Below are 560 nucleotides of genomic sequence, written 5' to 3' on the forward strand. Positions count from 1 at the left end.
GCCATGTTTCTTTCCTGAGACTGTCAACGAATGAGATGAGTTAATTCCAGCGACATTGTATGTCGCTTTTCAGCCCTGCCACTATAGCGCTTAGCTGAATTTACAAGTCGGGCGCAAAAAGAAGCCGCCCTCAGGCGGCTCCTTTTAAAATTAAGACTGCTTGGACATCGCAGCAACTTCTGCTGCAAAGTCAGTCTCAACTTTCTCGATGCCTTCACCCACTTCAAAGCGGATGAAGCCTGTTACGTCAGCATTATGCTCTTTCAGCAGCTGAGCAACAGATTTGCTCGGATCCATAACGAAAGGCTGACCCGTCAGAGAAACTTCGCCGGTGAATTTCTTCATGCGGCCNGCCAGACTGCATCGCGATATCCAGCTGAACCTGGTATTCTTTTTCTACTACTTCAGCAGAAACGTCTTCCGGCTTAACGAATTCTGGTTTGCTTGCAGCAATGTGCATTGCCAGCTGTTTAACCAGTTCTTCATCAGCGCCAGTTGCAGCAACCAGAACACCGATACGCGCACCGTGCTGGTAGCTACCCAGTACTTCGCCTTCCAGG

Annotated in this window: 1 pseudogene; it reads right to left on the bottom strand. The window is 49.4% G+C overall.

Annotation, left to right across the window (positions count from 1 at the left end):
• Positions 1-150: 150 nt before the first annotated feature.
• Positions 151-560: pseudogene (tsf, locus tag FDX22_RS15705) on the bottom strand (translation elongation factor Ts); the annotation flags it as partial.

The sequence above is a fragment of the Citrobacter sp. TBCS-14 genome (assembly GCF_005280805.1).
Taxonomy (GTDB): domain Bacteria; phylum Pseudomonadota; class Gammaproteobacteria; order Enterobacterales; family Enterobacteriaceae; genus Citrobacter; species Citrobacter gillenii.